This window comes from Microvirga zambiensis WSM3693, from assembly GCF_016735695.1.
GTDB lineage: Bacteria > Pseudomonadota > Alphaproteobacteria > Rhizobiales > Beijerinckiaceae > Microvirga > Microvirga zambiensis.
The window spans coordinates 55,024-71,027 of the sequence record NZ_JAERQD010000001.1 but is presented as its reverse complement, the minus strand read 5'-3'; the positions used below and the strand labels follow the sequence as shown (position 1 = coordinate 71,027).

14 protein-coding genes are annotated in these 16,004 nt (G+C 66.1%); all 14 read left to right on the top strand.

From position 1 onward, the window contains the following. Positions 1 to 90: 90 nt before the first annotated feature. Complete coding sequence (gene miaB / locus JKL46_RS00345) at positions 91 to 1,449, top strand: tRNA (N6-isopentenyl adenosine(37)-C2)-methylthiotransferase MiaB (RefSeq protein WP_201829138.1); 1,359 nt, start codon at positions 91 to 93, stop codon at positions 1,447 to 1,449. Between the two features lie 204 nt (positions 1,450 to 1,653). Then, entirely contained in the window at positions 1,654 to 2,751 is a 1,098-nt protein-coding gene (locus JKL46_RS00340; protein WP_201829136.1) for a PhoH family protein, read from the top strand. 14 nt (positions 2,752 to 2,765) lie between these two features. Next, complete coding sequence (gene ybeY / locus JKL46_RS00335; protein ID WP_201829730.1) at positions 2,766 to 3,224, top strand: rRNA maturation RNase YbeY; 459 nt, start codon at positions 2,766 to 2,768, stop codon at positions 3,222 to 3,224. Positions 3,225 to 3,243: 19 nt separating this feature from the next. Continuing rightward, complete coding sequence (locus JKL46_RS00330) at positions 3,244 to 4,266, top strand: hemolysin family protein (protein ID WP_201829134.1); 1,023 nt, start codon at positions 3,244 to 3,246, stop codon at positions 4,264 to 4,266. After that, complete coding sequence (gene lnt / locus JKL46_RS00325) at positions 4,263 to 5,867, top strand: apolipoprotein N-acyltransferase (protein ID WP_201829132.1); 1,605 nt, start codon at positions 4,263 to 4,265, stop codon at positions 5,865 to 5,867. Before JKL46_RS00330 ends, lnt begins: the two co-directional genes overlap by 4 nt. Positions 5,868 to 5,916: 49 nt before the next feature. Then, positions 5,917 to 6,330, top strand: a complete 414-nt coding sequence (locus JKL46_RS00320; protein WP_201829130.1) for a helix-turn-helix domain-containing protein — start codon at positions 5,917 to 5,919, stop codon at positions 6,328 to 6,330. Between the two features lie 107 nt (positions 6,331 to 6,437). After that, complete coding sequence (gene metK / locus JKL46_RS00315; protein WP_201829128.1) at positions 6,438 to 7,616, top strand: methionine adenosyltransferase; 1,179 nt, start codon at positions 6,438 to 6,440, stop codon at positions 7,614 to 7,616. Positions 7,617 to 7,760: 144 nt separating this feature from the next. Continuing rightward, positions 7,761 to 8,444, top strand: coding sequence for a tRNA (guanine(46)-N(7))-methyltransferase TrmB (gene trmB / locus JKL46_RS00310; RefSeq protein ID WP_201829126.1), 684 nt, complete (start codon positions 7,761 to 7,763; stop codon positions 8,442 to 8,444). A 168-nt stretch (positions 8,445 to 8,612) separates the two neighbouring features. Then, entirely contained in the window at positions 8,613 to 9,242 is a 630-nt protein-coding gene (gene rimP, locus JKL46_RS00305; RefSeq protein WP_201829124.1) for a ribosome maturation factor RimP, read from the top strand. A gap of 12 nt (positions 9,243 to 9,254) precedes the next feature. Next, positions 9,255 to 10,874 (top strand): transcription termination factor NusA, encoded by a 1,620-nt coding sequence (gene nusA / locus JKL46_RS00300; RefSeq protein ID WP_201829122.1) that lies wholly within the window; start codon positions 9,255 to 9,257, stop codon positions 10,872 to 10,874. 31 nt (positions 10,875 to 10,905) lie between these two features. Continuing rightward, positions 10,906 to 11,577 carry an RNA-binding protein gene (locus JKL46_RS00295; RefSeq protein WP_201829120.1) on the top strand — a complete coding sequence of 224 codons (672 nt, stop codon included), beginning with the start codon at positions 10,906 to 10,908 and terminating at the stop codon, positions 11,575 to 11,577. Next, positions 11,574 to 14,435 (top strand): translation initiation factor IF-2, encoded by a 2,862-nt coding sequence (gene infB / locus JKL46_RS00290; RefSeq protein ID WP_201829118.1) that lies wholly within the window; start codon positions 11,574 to 11,576, stop codon positions 14,433 to 14,435. Before JKL46_RS00295 ends, infB begins: the two co-directional genes overlap by 4 nt. Before the next feature lie 158 nt (positions 14,436 to 14,593). Next, positions 14,594 to 15,019: a 30S ribosome-binding factor RbfA gene (rbfA, locus tag JKL46_RS00285; RefSeq protein WP_201829116.1), complete on the top strand. Its 426-nt coding sequence runs from the start codon at positions 14,594 to 14,596 to the stop codon at positions 15,017 to 15,019. 5 nt (positions 15,020 to 15,024) lie between these two features. Continuing rightward, positions 15,025 to 15,945, top strand: coding sequence for a tRNA pseudouridine(55) synthase TruB (gene truB, locus JKL46_RS00280; protein WP_201829114.1), 921 nt, complete (start codon positions 15,025 to 15,027; stop codon positions 15,943 to 15,945). Positions 15,946 to 16,004: the final 59 nt, after the last annotated feature.

The window sequence follows — 16,004 nt, the reverse complement described above, 5'->3', positions numbered from 1 at the left end:
GGATTCCTTGAGCCAAACGGCCGCTATTCTCTTGCACGTATAAAAGGCTTAAAAGGGCGCTCGATTTCAAAGCAGAAGCGGTCCGACCTCGTGAAAAAAGTTTTCGTCAAATCCTATGGCTGCCAGATGAACGTCTATGACGCCGAGCGCATGGCGGACATGCTGGCGACCGAAGGCTATAGCGAGACCAAGGCGATGGAGGAGGCGGATCTCGTCATCCTCAATACCTGCCACATCCGCGAGAAGGCCGCCGAGAAAGTCTATTCCGAGCTCGGCCGCGTGCGCGAGCTGAAGCAGGAGCGGCAGGCTCAGGGCCAGGAGACCAGGGTTGTCGTCGCCGGCTGCGTCGCGCAGGCCGAGGGCAAGGAGATTCTGCGCCGGGCGCCCGCCGTGGACGTGGTGGTGGGTCCGCAGAACTACCACAACCTGCCGGCGCTCTTGAAGAAGTCGCGCGCTGATCGCATCGTCGACACGGAATTTCCGGTCGAGGACAAGTTCGATCATCTGCCCAAGCCCTCGAAGGCGGCCATCAGGACCCGCGGCGTGTCGGCCTTCCTCACCATTCAGGAAGGCTGCGACAAGTTCTGCACGTTCTGCGTCGTGCCCTATACCCGCGGCGCGGAGGTCTCGCGCCCGGTCGCAAAAATCCTCGACGAGGCCCTGCGCCTTGCCGATGCGGGCGTGCGCGAGCTGACGCTGATCGGGCAGAATGTGAACGCCTATCACGGCGAGGGACCGGACGGCTCGGTCTGGTCGCTGGGCCGGCTGCTGCATCGCCTGGCGGAGGTGCCCGGCATCGCACGCCTGCGCTACACCACGAGCCATCCGCGCGACATGGACGACGAGCTGATCGCCGCCCATCGCGATCTGCCTGCGGTGATGCCCTATCTTCACCTGCCGGTGCAATCCGGCTCCGACCGCATTCTCGACGTGATGAACCGCAAGCATACCGGCGACGAGTACCGCCGCCTGATCGAGCGCATCCGCAAGGCGCAGCCCAATCTGGCACTGTCCTCCGACTTCATCGTCGGCTTCCCCGGCGAGACCGATGCGGAGTTCGAGGAGACCATGCGGCTCATATCCGATGTGGGCTTTGCCAGCTCCTTCTCGTTCAAGTACAGCCCCCGCCCCGGCACGCCTGCGGCGGAGATCGAGAACCAGGTGAGCGAGGCCGTGAAGGCCGAGCGTCTGGCGCGGCTGCAGACTCTGCTGGAAGTGCAGCGCCAGGCCTTCAATCGCGGAACCGTGGGCCAGAGTCTCGACGTTCTCGTGGAGAAGCCTGGTCGTCATCCGGGCCAGATGGCGGGCAAGTCGCCCTATCTGCAGGCCGTGCATTTCGCGAGCGAGAGCCACGCCATCGGCGAGATCGTGACGGTGCGGATCACCCAGGCCGGCTCCAACAGCCTGCTCGGGGAATGGGTCGGATCCGGCAGCCAGGAAGCGGCTTAGAGCATCGGACCCAAAAGTGGACCCACTTTTGGGATCCAATCCGGTGCTCCACTGTTTGACGAGCGCATCGTTGAGCGCGGACCCAGCGGGCCGCGCAAGCGAAAACCGGAGCCACTTTTCCGCACGATGCGCTAGATCGTTGTACCGAAAGACCCCATATTCGTTGGCCGCGAGCCTTGCGGCGAACATTCAGAGGAGAGGCATTTGAGCCCAGCGGACAACGCGACCGCACGTGCACAAAAGGGACGGAACGCCGGCAGCCTGCATCCCGGCGTCGTCGAAGAGGCCGAGATCATCCTCACCTTCGAGGACAACCGCCTCGCCAGCCTCGTCTTCGGACAATACGACCAGAACCTCGCCCATCTGGAACGGCGCCTCAACGTGACCGCCATCGCCAACGGCAACCGGGTCACGGTGAAGGGCACGCCGGAAGCCTCCGAGATGGCACGCCGCGTGCTGGAAGGCCTCTATGAGCGCGCCCGCCAGGGCGGAGCGCTCGGCCCCGGCGACGTGGACGGCGCGGTCGAGGAAAGCACCCTGCAGGGCAGCCTCTTTCCCGCCGCCGAGGAACCGCCGGTTCCGGGCATGACCGCCTTCGACCAGATCTCCACCCGCCGGCGCGGGGCGGTGCGCGCCCGCAACGCGGCGCAGAACGCCTATATCAAGGCGATCAAGCAGAACGAGCTCGTCTTCGCGGAAGGGCCTGCCGGCACCGGCAAGACCTGGCTCGCGGTCGGCTATGCGGTGTCGCTGCTCGAAGCGGGACAGGTGGACCGCCTGATAATCTCGCGCCCCGCCGTGGAAGCGGGCGAGCGCCTCGGCTTCCTGCCCGGCGACATGCGCGAGAAGGTCGATCCTTACTTACGCCCGATCTATGACGCGCTCTACGATTTCATGGAGGCCCGGCACGTGGACCGCGGCCTGCAGACCGGCATGATCGAGATCGCGCCATTGGCCTTCATGCGCGGGCGCACGCTGACCAACGCGCTGGTTCTGCTCGACGAGGCGCAGAACACCACCTCGATGCAGATGAAGATGTTCCTGACCCGTCTCGGCGAAGGCTCGCGCATGATCATCACCGGCGATCCGTCGCAGATCGACCTGCCGCCGGGCCAGAAATCGGGCCTCGTCGAGGCGGTGCGCATCCTGCAGGGGGTCGAGGGCATCGCCCGCGTCATCTTCAAGGAGCAGGACGTTGTGCGTCACGATCTCGTGCGCCGCATCGTCACCGCCTACGACAAGGCTGCCCGCGAGGCGCCGCCGGAGCCGCCGCGCCAGGATTATCGGGAGCGCAGGCCGTGATCGAGCTCGGCATCATGATCGAGGCGGGCGCGTGGGAACGCCTGCCGGATGCGGAAGCCCTGGCGCAGAAGGCGGCCGAGGCCGCGCTCGCCGTCACTTACGAGGCCGGGGGCGCATTTGAGGCGAGCGTGATGCTCACCGACGATGCCCAGGTCCGGGAGCTGAACCGTACATGGCGGGCGAAGGACAAGCCCACCAACGTGCTGTCCTTTCCGGCGCCGGAGCAGCCGGGAGCGACGGGGCCTCGCCATCTCGGCGATATTGCTTTAGCTTACGAGACCCTGGTGCGCGAATCCGAGGAGGAATCCAAGGAGCTCGCGCATCATTTTGCCCATTTGATCGTCCATGGAGTTCTGCATCTTCTCGGCTACGACCACGAAGTCGAGGCGGAGGCGGAGATCATGGAAGGTCTGGAGGTCAAGGCGCTCGCCACCCTTGGCATCGCCGACCCCTACCGCGATATGGCAGCATGAGAGCTGACAACCCACGACCATGAACGAAGATCGAAGTCGTAGCGACCGACCTGTCACCGAGACAGACGAAGGTCGCGACCATTGGTACGACCGGGTTCTGACCCGCCTCGGCCTGAAACCCCGCGAATCCATCCGCCACGATCTTGAGGATGCCCTCGCCGAGACCGTCGAGGACACGGACTTCTCGCCCCGGGAGCGGGCGATGCTCAAGAACGTGCTCTCCTTCCACCGCATCCGGGTGGAGGATGTGATGGTGCCCCGCGCCGACATCGTGGCGGTGTCGGCCGACACCAATCTGGGCGACCTCTTGAGCCTCTTCCGCACCGCGGGCCATTCCCGCCTGCCGGTCTATGGCGAGACCCTCGACGACCCGAAGGGCATGGTCCATATCCGGGACTTCCTCGATTTCATCGCCATGGGTGCCGACAACGGCACGCAGGGAGCGGGGACGGATGACAAGACGCCGCCGCCGAGCCTCGGTCAGATCGACCTGTCGATGACCCTATCCTCCGCCAATATCCTGCGCCCCGTCCTCTTCGTGCCCCGCTCCATGCCGGCTATCGACCTTCTGGTGCGGATGCAGGCAACGCGCACCCACATGGCCCTCGTCATCGACGAGTATGGCGGCACCGACGGCCTCGTCTCCATCGAGGACCTGGTCGAGATGGTGGTCGGCGACATCGAGGACGAGCACGACGAGGATTCGACCCTCACCGTCACGCAGGCCACCGACGGCTCTTACATCGCCGATGCCCGCGCCAGCCTCGACGAGGTCAAGGAGGTGCTTGGCGTCGATCTCACCGAGGAGGAAGGCGCGGAGGACATCGACACGCTCGGCGGCTTCATCGTCACGCTCGCCGGCCGCGTGCCCTCGCGCAGTGAGGTGATCGTCGGCCCCGCCGGCCTCGAATTCGAGGTTCTGGACGCCGACCCCCGACGGGTGAAACGCTTACGCATCCACCGCCGCGTCGTCGCCACCGATGTGGAAATCAGCGAGGGCCAGCCGCTCGCTCCGCGCCCTGAAAGCGCTGCCGCTGAATGATTCTGCTCGCGAAGCGCGCCGGTCTCCTGAGGGGCTGGCGCCGCTGGCTGACGGCCTTTGCATCGGGGGCCGTCGGGGCTTTGGCCATGCCGCCCTTCGGCTTCCTGCCCGCCCTCGCCCTGTCGCTGGCACCAGTCATCTGGCTGCTCGACGGGACGGTCAAGGACGGCCCGTCCCAATGGGCGCCCTATAGATCCGCAGCCTTTCTCGGATGGTTCTGGGGCTTCGGCTATTTCGTCGCCGGGCTCTGGTGGCTCGGTGCCGCCTTCCTGGTGGAAGCCGACCAATTCGCCTGGGCCATGCCCTTCGGGGTTCTCGGCCTGCCGGCCGTTCTCGCCGTCTTCCCGGCCTTGGGCTTCGTCCTCGCCCGCCTCTTCTGGCTGCCCGATGCCTGGCGCATCCTCGCCTTCGCTGTCGGCATGACGATCGCCGAGTGGCTGCGCGGACACCTCTTCACCGGCTTTCCCTGGAACAACCCCGGCATGGCGCTCGGCCAGAACCTCTGGCTGATGCAATCCGCCTCCATGGTCGGCCTCTACGGCCTGACCTTCCTGAGCCTCTGCATCGGGGCGGCGCCGGCGGTTCTGATCACCGGTCGGACGCGAAACGAGCGCTGGATGGCACCGGCGCTTGCGGCCGCCCTGCTCGCCGCTATGGCGGGCTTCGGTCTTTGGCGCCTGCCCGCTGAGGCCTCGCCCAGCGTGCCGGATGTGCGCCTGCGCATCATGCAGCCCAACCTGCCCCAGGACGCCAAGTTCAATCCACGCAACCGTGCGCCGATCATGCGGCATTACCTGTCGCTGAGCGCCAGGCCTGGCTGGAACGACGGTGCGGGCGCGCCGACCCATATCATTTGGCCGGAATCGGCCTTTCCCTTCCTGCTCCATCGCGATCCCGCCTCCCTGGCGCAGATCGCTGCCCTGCTGGAACCCGGCACGGCTCTGATCACGGGTGCGGCGCGCATGGACGAGCCCCTGCCGGGGGAGGAGGTCGGCAAGTTCTACAACGCGATCCAGGTGATCGACGACCGCGGAACGATCCTCGGTTCCTACGACAAGGTGCATCTCGTCCCCTTCGGCGAGTATGTGCCGGGTTTCCTCGATACCCTGATCCGCTCGCTCGGCCTGCGCCAGTTCGTGCATATTCCCGGCGGATTCGAGCCGAGCGCGAAGCGGGCCACACTTGCGATTCCGGGCCTGCCTCCGACGGCTGCGACGATCTGCTACGAGGCGATCTTTCCAGGCGAGATCCTGGCCGACGGCCCCCGCCCTAACTTGATCCTGAACGTGACGAACGATGCCTGGTTCGGCCGGACGCCGGGGCCGTATCAGCATTTCGCCCAAGCCCGTCTGCGGGCTGTCGAGGAGGGCTTGCCTTTGGTCAGGGCAGCCAACACGGGAATCTCCGCGATCATCGATCCCTTCGGGAGAATCCTGAACGAATTGCCACTGGGAGTTGATGGCGTTCTAGATGCTTCTCTTCCAGTTGCGGAACCCGTTACTCTTTATAGGAGGGTGGGCAGGTTTTCTTTGACGGCCACGCTTGCGATCTGCTTAATGATCTTGACTGTGCGCCGCAGGCACCAATCAACCTCTCCTTAAGTAACAATGTCCTGCCGTTGCGTCAGTTTTGCCGAGGGGACAGGCCACGATGAAGAAGTCGACGGGGTCGATCGATAAGGAAATTGGTAGCCGAGTGCGGATGCGCCGCGTTTCTATTGGCATGAGCCAAGAAAAGCTTGGCGATATGCTGGGGCTGACCTTCCAGCAGGTTCAGAAATACGAAAAGGGCATGAACCGGATCAGCGTGGCGCGTCTCGTCGAGATCGCCAGGATCCTGGGTGTCGATATCGATTTCTTTTTCGACGGCATCAAGCCGACCAAGGGCGAATCCGGTTTCGCGGACGGTGGTGCGCCGGCCTATGTCGCCGATATGATGTCGACGCCCGAGGGTCTGCAGCTGGTGCGGCATTTTACCGGCATCAAGAATTCAAAGGTCCGCAAGAGCATCGTGCAGCTGGTCGCTTCCTTAGCCGCCCAGGACGAGGTCGAGCGTTCGTCATAACGAACGCGTCCGCTTGACCTTTCCGCAAGCCTGCGGCATGACCATGCTTTGAAGCCTGTGGCCGACCCCCGGGCACCGATATTCTATTGCCTGAAGGAACCTCCATCGTGCGGCGCTCGAGCTACCTTTTCACCAGCGAATCCGTTTCCGAGGGGCATCCGGACAAGGTCTGCGACCGGATTTCCGATGCCGTCGTCGATGCCTATCTGGCTGCAGAGCCCGAGGCCCGCGTGGCCTGCGAGACGCTCGCCACCACCAACCGCGTCGTCATCGCCGGCGAGGTGCGCGGCCCTGACTCCATCACCAAGGACACGGTGATCGAGCTTGCCCGCGAGGCGATCAAGGATATCGGCTACGAGCAGGAAGGCTTTCACTGGAAGAACGCCGACGTCTCGGTCTATCTCCACGCCCAGTCGGCGCATATCGCCCAGGGCGTCGATGCCGACGGCAACAAGGACGAGGGTGCCGGCGACCAGGGCATCATGTTCGGCTATGCCTGCAACGAGACGCCTGAGCTGATGCCGGCGCCGATCTACTACGCCCACAAGATCCTCGAAAACCTGACCGCCGCCCGCAAGGGCAAGGTCGGCGATGCCGCCAAGCTCGGCCCCGACGCCAAGAGCCAGGTCACCCTGCGCTACGAGAACGGCAAGCCCGTCGCGGCCACCCAGATCGTTCTCTCCACACAGCATCTCGACGAGACCCTGTCCTCCGACGACGTGCGCGCCATCGTCGAGCCCTATATCCGCGAGACGCTGCCGTCCGGCTGGATCTCGGCCGACACGATCTGGCACGTGAACCCCACCGGAAAGTTCGTCATCGGCGGACCCGACGGCGATTGCGGCCTCACCGGCCGCAAGATCATCGTCGACACCTATGGCGGCGCGGCCCCGCATGGCGGCGGCGCCTTCTCGGGCAAGGATCCGACCAAGGTGGACCGCTCGGCTGCCTATGCCGCCCGCTATCTTGCCAAGAACGTGGTCGCAGCCGGCCTCGCCGAGAACTGCACCCTGCAGCTCTCCTACGCCATCGGCGTCGCCAAGCCCCTGTCGATCTATGTCGACCTGCACGGCACCGGCAAGGTGGACGAGGGCAAGCTCGAGGCGGTGCTCATGGACGCCATGGACCTCTCGCCGCGCGGCATCCGCACCCATCTCGGCCTCAACCGGCCGATCTATGCCCGCACCTCGGCCTATGGCCATTTCGGCCGCACGCCGCAGGCCGATGGCGGCTTCTCCTGGGAACGCACGGACCTCGCCGATCGTCTGAAGGCGGCCTTCCGCTAAAAGCGTTCCGGCCGCCGAGCCTGCCTTCGGCGGCGCTGGGAATTCCTAAAGTTGAGCCGGTTCCCGAAAGGGACCGGCTCTCAATGTATAAAGCGCCGGGTTATTTATGATCCGGGTCGTGATGTTGTCAGGAGCATGCGTCCGATGAGCGAAGCCTCCGAATGGGCCGGTGCCTTCTTCGGTCGCCGCAAAGGCAAGAAGCTGCGCGCCGGGCAGGACGAGCTGATCCAGAACCTGCTGCCCGCCATCCGTGCGATTCCGGGCCAGGACCTCCCCAGCCAGTTCCCGAACCGCGCCGCGCGGGAAAGCTGGCTCGAGATCGGCTTCGGCGGCGGCGAGCATCTGGCAGCTCAGGCCCGCACCCATCGCGACGTCAACATCGTCGGCTGCGAGCCCTTCGTGAACGGCATGGCGAAGCTTCTGGCCGTGATCGAGCACGAGCGTCTCGACAACATCCGCGTCTGGGACGACGACGTCACGGACCTGCTGCCGACCCTGCCCGATGCGTCCTTCGACCGCGTCTACATCCTCTATCCCGATCCCTGGCCGAAGCGCCGGCAGCGCAAGCGCCGCCTCGTCTCGGACGAGATGCTCGAGACGCTTGCACGCGTGATGAAGCCCGGAGCGGAGCTGCGCTTTGCGAGCGATATCGACGATTATATCGGCTGGGTTCTCACAAGGGCCCATCGCTCCCGGCATTTCCGCTGGACAGCCACCCGCGCCGACGATTGGCGCAAGCCCTATGAGGGCTGGCCGGGCACCCGCTACGAGGCCAAGGCGATCCGCGAGGGCCGGGTGCCGAGCTACCTGACCTTCGTCCGGATCTGATCCGATAGGGCGCCGAAAACCCGCCTTTTGCAGGTCCCTTGCTTTTTTTGCCTTGAATCGGTATATCTGCGACGTCAGCTCTGGTTGCAGCGTCAAGCTGCTGGTCGAGAGTGGGCCCCCCGGGGTCCGCTCTTTTTTATTGCTTGAACGCCAGAGCGTCGGAGAGCCATGACAAACGAACGCGACAAGCGGCTGATTACGGAGAACGGCGTCGCTGCCCGTGTGGCGGCGATCGTCGAGCCTGTGATCGAAGATCTCGGGTTCAATCTCGTGCGGGTGCGTGTCACGGGCGCGAACGGATGCACCGTGCAGATCATGGCCGAGAGGCCGGACGGCACCATGTCCGTGAGCGATTGCGAGACCGTGAGCCGGGCGATTTCGCCGGTGCTCGATCTTGAGGATCCGATCGCGACGGCCTATCACCTGGAAATCTCCTCGCCGGGCATCGACCGCCCGCTGGTGCGCGCCAGCGACTTCGAGCGCTGGGGCGGCTATGAGGCCAAGGTCGAGATGGCCGTTCCGCTGGAGGGCCGCAAGCGTTTCCGCGGCTTCCTCCGGGGCGTGGAGGACGGGAAGCTCGTGATCGAGCTGCCGGACGTGAAGGAAGGCCTCGAGCCTATCGCCCGCGTGCCGCTGACGGATCTCGGCGAGGCGCATCTCGTTCTCACCGATGAGCTGATCCGTGAATCGTTGCGCCGGGGAACCGCGCCGACCACGGACGATCTTGACGAAGACACGGATATGGTCGACGCGCCCGACGAGCCGCAGGACCCGTCCGATCAGAAGAAACCGAATTAAGGAGCGACCTCGATGGCTATCAGCGCCAACAGGCTTGAACTCTTGCAGATCGCCGATGCGGTCGCCCGCGAGAAGGTGATCGACAAGCAGATCGTCCTCGACGCCATGGCGGATGCCATCGCCAAGGCTGCCCGGTCCCGCTACGGCGCCGAGACCGACATCCACGCGGAGATCAATTCCAAGACCGGCGAACTGCGCCTGGCGCGGCACCTCCTCGTGGTCGATGACGGCGCTGTGGAGAACGATTCCCGCGAGATCACCCTGTCCGAGGCCCGCACCCGCCACAACCCGGCGGCCCAGGTGGGCGACGTGATCGCCGATACCCTGCCGCCCTTCGATTTCGGCCGCATCGCCGCCCAGTCGGCCAAGCAGGTGATCGTGCAGAAGGTGCGCGACGCCGAGCGCGACCGCCAGTACCAGGAATACAAGGACCGCATCGGCGAGATCGTGAACGGCGCGGTCAAGCGCGTCGAATACGGCAACGTGATCGTCGATCTCGGCCGCGGCGAGGCGATCATCCGCCGCGACGAGCTCATCCCGCGCGAGACCTTCCGCCCGGGCGACCGCATCCGCGCCTATCTCTTCGACGTGCGCCGCGAGGCCCGCGGGCCCCAGATCTTCCTGTCGCGCACGCATCCGCAGTTCATGGCGAAGCTCTTCGCTTCCGAAGTGCCGGAGATCTACGACGGCATCGTCACGGTCCAGGCCGTCGCCCGCGATCCGGGCTCCCGCGCCAAGATCGCCGTCTCCTCGCGCGATTCCTCGATCGATCCCGTCGGCGCCTGCGTCGGCATGCGCGGCTCCCGCGTCCAGGCGGTGGTCGGCGAGCTCCAGGGCGAGAAGATCGACATCATCCCCTGGTCGCAGGATCAGGCGACCTTCATCGTCAACGCGCTCCAGCCCGCGGAAGTGGTCAAGGTCGTGCTCGACGAGGAGGCCGACCGCATCGAGGTGGTGGTGCCGGACGATCAGCTCTCCCTCGCCATCGGCCGCCGCGGCCAGAACGTGCGCCTCGCCTCCCAGCTCACCGGCTGGGACATCGACATCCTCACGGAAGCCGAGGAATCCGAGCGCCGTCAGAAGGAATTCGCCGAGCGCACCGAGCTGTTCATGAACGCCCTCGACGTGGACGAGGTGGTGGGCCAGCTCCTCGCATCGGAAGGCTTCCGCTCGGTCGAGGAAATCGCCTATGTGGATTCCGGCGAAGTGGCCTCCATCGAGGGCTTCGACGAGGACACCGCCGCCGAGATCCAGAGCCGCGCCCAGGAATACCTTTCCCGCATCGAGGCCGAGAACGAGGCCCGCCGCAAGGAGCTCGGCGTCGACGACGACCTGAAGGATATCGACGGCGTCACCACCGCCATGCTGGTGGCCTTCGGCGAGAACGACATCAAGAATCTCGAGGATCTGGCCGGCTGCGCCACCGACGATCTCGTCGGCTGGACGGAGGGACGCGGTCCGGAGGCGACCCGTTACAAGGGGGCGCTGGACGGTTTCGACGTTTCCCGCGCCGATGCCGAGAACATGATCATGGCCGCCCGCGTGAAGGCGGGATGGATCGAGCAGCCGGAAGAGATCGTTGAGACCGAGGGATCGGCCGAAGAGGCCGAGACCGAAGCTCAGCCGTCTTAAAACCGGCTATGATGGAGCGAGGTCAGCACCCGTGCCGCGGCATGAACCGGAGCGCACCTGCATCGTCACCCGCGAGGCTCAAAGCCCCGCGGGACTGATCCGCTTCGTCCTCGGGCCCGACAATCAGGTCGTGCCCGACCTCCGGCACAAGCTGCCGGGCCGCGGCGTCTGGGTCACGGCCCGCTACGACAAGGTGGAGGAGGCGGCTAAACGTCGCCTCTTCTCACGAGCCTTCAAGACCGAGACCAAGGCGTCGGAGACCCTCGCCGCGGATATCGGGAACCTCCTTCGGGAGGACCTTCGCCAGGGCCTGTCGCTCGCCAACAAGGCCGGCTCGGTGATCACGGGCTTCTTCAAGGTCGAGTCGGCCATCACGGATAAGCCCGTCGTTGCCCTTATTCACGCCGCAGAGGCGGCCGAAGATGGGCGAAGAAAATTGGCGAACCAGTTGCGTAAACGCCTCGGCGAGGCAATATCTAGCTTTCCGGTCATCCAAGAATTGTCGAATGACGAATTGGATTTGGCATTAGGCCGGTCACATGTGATACATGCTGCCCTCGTCGCGGGCGCTGGGAGCGACGGCTTTCTGAACCGCTGGCATCGTTACCGCACCTTTTGCGGCACCGACGCCGATCAAACTGGCCTCGGAAACGGGACCGGCGAACCCACGACTATGAAACCCGCAGGAACTGAGGCGGAATGACTGATACGAAAAACCAGGGCGACAAGACTCTTCATGTGTCGTCCAAGACGCTTTCTCTGAAGCGACCTGTCGAGCAAGGCACGGTGCGCCAAAGCTTCTCCCATGGCCGGTCGAAGTCGGTCGTGGTGGAGACGGTCAAGCGTCGCCCTGCTGTCGGCCCCGGCGGGGCCAATGAGAAGCCCGCGACGCATCACGCCGCCGCGGCACCCGCGAGCGCGCCCAAGCCCGCCGCTCCGGCCCCGAGGCCGGCAGCGCCCGCTCAGGGTGGCCGTCCGCAGCGCAGCGCGCCGAACACGCCCCGATCCGGCGGCATGGTGCTGCAGACGCTCTCCGAGCAGGAGCGCGATGCGCGCATGAACGCGCTGGTCGATGCCCGCCGTCGCGACGAGGAAGACCGCAAGCGGCAGGCCGACGAGGCTGTCCGCCGCGCCGAGCGCGAGGCTGCCGAGGCCAAGGACCGCGAAGCTGCCGAAGCCCGCAAGCGCGAGGAAGACGAGCGCCGCCGTCAGGACGAGGAGCGCAAGCGCCGCGCCGAGGACGAGGCTCGCCGCCGTCTCGGCGAAGAGGCCACCCCGCCGCGTCCGGCCCAAGGATCTGCTCCGGCAGCCCGCACCGGCGCTCCGCGCCAGGATGGCGGACGCTTCGAAGGCCCCCGGACCGAGCGTCCGCGCGGCGACGGTCCCCGCTCCGGCGGTCCGCGTCCCGGCGGTTTCGGTGGGTCCCGTCCCGGCGTGGGAACGACCGGCGGCCGTCCGCCGAGCCTGAACCACATGGCGCGCCCCGCTGCGCCCGTCGCGCCCGATCCGGAAACGGCAAAGCCGAATGTCCGCTCGGCTGCCCCAGTTGCGGCCCGCGCCGTTGCGACGGAGGAGGAGGAGGGTGCACGCACCATCCGTCGTCCCGGCGTCGCGGCAAAGCCCGCAGCCCTGCCGAAGACGCCCAAGACCGCCCCCGGCGAAGAGAAGCGCCGCGGCCGTCTGACCCTGGCCAACGCGACCTCGGGCGAGGACGAGCGCACCCGCTCGCTCGCTTCCTTCCGTCGCCGCAATCAGCGTCTCATGGGCCACCGCCAGGTGGAGCAGAAGGAAAAGATCGCCCGCGAGGTGACGATTCCGGAGACGATCACCATCCAGGAGCTCGCCAACCGCATGTCGGAGCGCGCCGTGGACGTGATCAAGTTCCTGATGAAGCAGGGCGAGATGCACAAGATCACCGACGTGATCGACGCCGATACCGCGCAGCTCGTCGCGGAAGAGCTCGGCCACACGGTGAAGCGCGTCGCCGAGTCGGACGTTGAGGAAGGCCTGTTCGATACGCCGGATGTGGACGAGAACCTCGTCACCCGTCCGCCGGTCGTGACCATCATGGGTCACGTCGATCACGGCAAGACCTCGCTGCTCGATGCGATCCGCAAGACCAACGTGGTTTCCGGCGAGGCCGGCGGCATCACGCAGCACATCGGCGCCTACCAGGTGACCTCGCCGCTCGGCGGCAAGATCACCTTCATCGACACCCCCGGCCACGCCGCCTTCACCGCCATGCGCGCCCGCGGCGCCAAGGTGACGGATATCGTCGTGCTCGTGGTGGCAGCCGATGACGGCGTCATGCCCCAGACGGTCGAGGCGATCACTCATGCGCAGGCGGCCGGCGTGCCGCTGATCGTGGCGATCAACAAGATCGACAAGCCCGACGCCAATCCGCAGCGGGTTCGTACCGAGCTGCTGCAGCACTCCATCGTCGTCGAGTCGATGGGCGGCGAGACCCTCGAATTCGAGGTTTCGGCCAAGACCGGCGAGGGTCTCGAGACCCTGCTCGAAGGCCTCCAGCTCCAGGCCGAAATCCTTGAGCTCAAGGCCAATGCCGAGCGCTCGGCGGAAGGCACCGTCATCGAGGCGAAGCTCGATCGCGGCCGCGGTCCCGTGGCCACCGTGCTCGTCCAGCGCGGAACGCTGCGCACCGGCGACATCGTCGTGGCCGGCGCCGAATGGGGCCGCGTGCGCGCCCTGATCAACGATCTCGGCGCCAACGTGAAGGAGGCCGGTCCCTCGGTTCCGGTCGAGGTGCTGGGCTTCAACGGAACTCCGGAAGCCGGCGACCGCGTGGCGGTGGTCGAGTCGGAAGCCCGCGCCCGCGAAGTCACCGAATACCGCACGCGCCAGAAGCGCGAACGTCAGGCGGCCCGCATGGGCTCGTCCGGACGGACGCTCGCCGACATGATGCGCGACCTCAAGGCCGGAGCGGGCCGCAAGGAATTCCCGCTCGTGGTCCGGGCCGACGTGCAGGGTTCGGCGGAAGCGATCGTCGGCGCTCTCGAGAAGGTCGGCAACGAAGAGGTCGCAGCCCGCATCATCCAGGCCGGCGTCGGCGGCATCTCGGAATCCGATGTCACCCTGGCGGAAGCCTCGGGCGCCATCATCCTCGCCTTCAACGTGCGTGCCCACAAGGAAGCGCGCGAGGCGGCCGAGCGCGCCGGCATCGAGATCCGCTACTACAACATCATCTACGACCTCGTGGATGACGTGAAGGCGGCCATGTCCGGACTGCTCGCTCCGACGCTGCGCGAAGAGCGGCTCGGCGAGGCGCAGATCCTCGAGGTGTTCAACGTGTCGAAGGTCGGCAAGGTCGCGGGCTGCCGCGTCCTCGACGGCGTGGTCCAGCGCGGCGCCCATGTCCGCCTGATCCGCGACAACGTGGTGATCCACGAAGGCAAGCTCTCGCAGCTCAAGCGCTTCAAGGACGATGCCCGCGAGGTCACGTCCGGCCAGGAATGCGGCATGGCCTTCGAGAACTACCAGGACATGCGCCAAGGCGACATCATCGAGTGCTACCGCGTAGAGGAGGTGAAGCGGACGCTGTAAGCTGCCGCTTCGCACTCATCCCTGAACAATGCGTCATCACCGGGCTTGTCCCGGTGATCTCGCTTTGACGGGCAGCATGCCTCTTTCAATCGGGATGGCCGGGACGGACCCGGCCCTGACGTCCCTCAATGATCCGGTCCAATCCCGGAGAAGTAACAATGGCCAAACGTTTCGAACAAACCACAGGACCCTCCCAGCGCCAGCAGCGTGTGGCCGAGCTCATTCGCCATGCGCTGGCCGAGGTCCTCTCCCGCGGCGACCTGCAGGACGACGCGCTGACGCGCAACGTGATCACCATCCCCGAAGTGCGCATGTCGCCCGATCTCAAGCTCGCCACGGCCTATATCATGCCGCTCGGCGGTCGCGACGAGGAGGCGGTGCTCAAGGCTCTCGACCGCAACAGGAAGGTGCTGCGCCAGGAGGTGGCCCGCCGGGTCAACCTGAAATTCGCGCCCGACCTGCGCTTCCGTCGCGACGAGAGCTTCGACGAGGCCGCACGCATCGATGCGCTGCTGCGCTCCGAGCGGGTCGCCCGCGACACGGCAAAGCCTGCCTCCGACACCTCCGAGGACGACAGCGAGTGAGTGCGATGAGCGAAGAACGCCCGCAGCGGAGGCCGCACGGCGACCGCCCGAAGAAGCGCGACGTCAACGGATGGATCATCCTCGACAAGGGCGTCGGCATGACCTCGACCCATGCGGTGGCGGTGGTCAAGCGCGGCCTGTCCGCCAAGAAGGCGGGACACGCCGGCACCCTCGATCCGCTTGCCTCCGGCATCCTGCCGATCGCACTCGGGGAAGCGACCAAGACGGTCCCCTTCGTCATGGACGGGCGCAAATCCTACGTCTTTACCGTGGCCTGGGGTGAGGAGACCACCACGGACGACACCGAGGGCGAGGTGGTGGAGCGCACCGACCTCCTGCCCGAGGCCTCCGAAATCGAAGCCCACCTGCCCCGCTTCACCGGTCAGGTGCAGCAGGTGCCGCCGCGGTTTTCCGCCATCAAGATCGCCGGCGAACGCGCCTATGACCTCGCCCGCGACGGCGAGGTGGTGGAGCTGCAGGCGCGCACCGTCGAGATCGACCGCCTGTCCCTGATCCACCACGCGGGCAACCGTTCGGTGATCGAGGCCGATTGCGGCAAGGGAACCTACGTGCGCGCCATCGCCCGCGATCTCGGCCGGGCGCTCGGCTGCCTCGGCCATATCGCGGCGCTCCGGCGCACCCGCGTCGGGCCCTTCACCGAGCACGAGGCGGTCACCGTCGAGGATGTCGCCACCGATCCTGCGGCGCTTCGCCCGGTGGAGACGGCGCTCAGCGAGATTCCCTCCATCGCGGTCAGCCGCGACATGGCCGGGCGCCTCATGCGCGGCCAGTCCATCATCCTGCGCGGTCGCGAGGCGCCGCTCTCCGGCAAGGTCTTCGCCACCTGCAACGGCGTCCTCGTCGCCGTCGGCGACGTGGAGCGCGGCGAGCTCGTGCCGCACCGGGTGTTCAATCTCGGCGCTTGAGACTTCCTCGTACGTCATCCCCGGACTTGTTCCGGGGACCTACGTCTGCCAGCCGGCAT

Bases quoted from the DNA above. Each gene is read 5' to 3' on its own strand.
- lnt (WP_201829132.1), top strand. From the start codon at position 4,263: ATGATTCTGCTCGCGAAGCGCGCCGGTCTCCTGAGGGGCTGGCGCCGC.
- truB (WP_201829114.1), top strand. From the start codon at position 15,025: ATGAGCGAAGAACGCCCGCAGCGGAGGCCGCACGGCGACCGCCCGAAG.
- rbfA (WP_201829116.1), top strand. From the start codon at position 14,594: ATGGCCAAACGTTTCGAACAAACCACAGGACCCTCCCAGCGCCAGCAG.
- nusA (WP_201829122.1), top strand. From the start codon at position 9,255: ATGGCTATCAGCGCCAACAGGCTTGAACTCTTGCAGATCGCCGATGCG.
- infB (WP_201829118.1), top strand. From the start codon at position 11,574: ATGACTGATACGAAAAACCAGGGCGACAAGACTCTTCATGTGTCGTCC.
- rimP (WP_201829124.1), top strand. From the start codon at position 8,613: ATGACAAACGAACGCGACAAGCGGCTGATTACGGAGAACGGCGTCGCT.
- JKL46_RS00330 (WP_201829134.1), top strand. From the start codon at position 3,244: ATGAACGAAGATCGAAGTCGTAGCGACCGACCTGTCACCGAGACAGAC.
- trmB (WP_201829126.1), top strand. From the start codon at position 7,761: ATGAGCGAAGCCTCCGAATGGGCCGGTGCCTTCTTCGGTCGCCGCAAA.
- ybeY (WP_201829730.1), top strand. From the start codon at position 2,766: ATGATCGAGGCGGGCGCGTGGGAACGCCTGCCGGATGCGGAAGCCCTG.
- JKL46_RS00320 (WP_201829130.1), top strand. From the start codon at position 5,917: ATGAAGAAGTCGACGGGGTCGATCGATAAGGAAATTGGTAGCCGAGTG.